Consider the following 623-nt stretch of genomic DNA (forward strand, 5'->3'; position numbering starts at 1 on the left):
GCGCTCGTCCATGAAGTCCCAGAATCCGTCGATTGTGAGCCAATTCGAATGGCGAAGCTCCGGGTATTCATCACGCTGTTCGGGCGGGATCAGTGTCCAGTCACAACGTGCTGCTTCTTCGATGAGAGCCGCCACCTCATCCTGAGCACAGTAGACGTAGACCACCACGAACTCCGGATCAAGGACCTCTGATCGTGGGCTCAGGAACGTGGCCAGCGACATTTCGACCACCTTGAAACTGCGCCCTTCGGCCTCGATGGGACGCAGCCCCGAACACGGTGCCGCATACTGTTCGGCCCATGCCTCGCGGATCGCGCCCATAATCCGACCTTGGTTTCGTGCGGTCTCCACGTGCACGATACGTCGGTGGATAGCGGCCTCCAGACCTGTGGGAAGTTTGTCGCCGTAGCCCAGAACGCGGCGCTCGATCTCGCGTACCAGAGCCGTGAGGTCACCTGCCCACACGTCGGTCGCGCCCATGCAGTTGGGCTGTGCCGTTGTCTGAAGGCGCTTAAAGCCACTGATCTTAGCGGCCTTGAAAATGTCCTTAATGTGCACAGTTTCTCCTAATGTTCCTGATCCTTATCCAGCTCGTATCCAGCGAGCCAACCTGCATCCCAGTC

At 58.7% G+C, this 623-nt stretch carries 1 protein-coding gene; it reads right to left on the reverse strand.

Annotated elements, in window-relative coordinates:
- Positions 1–558: hypothetical protein (locus tag AC1RO3_RS08250; RefSeq protein ID WP_481763968.1), on the reverse strand; the 558-nt coding region annotated here is incomplete at its 3' end.
- Between the last annotated feature and the right edge of the window lie 65 nt (positions 559–623).

The organism is Dellaglioa sp. CoH-57-MRSF-19 (assembly GCF_056781975.1).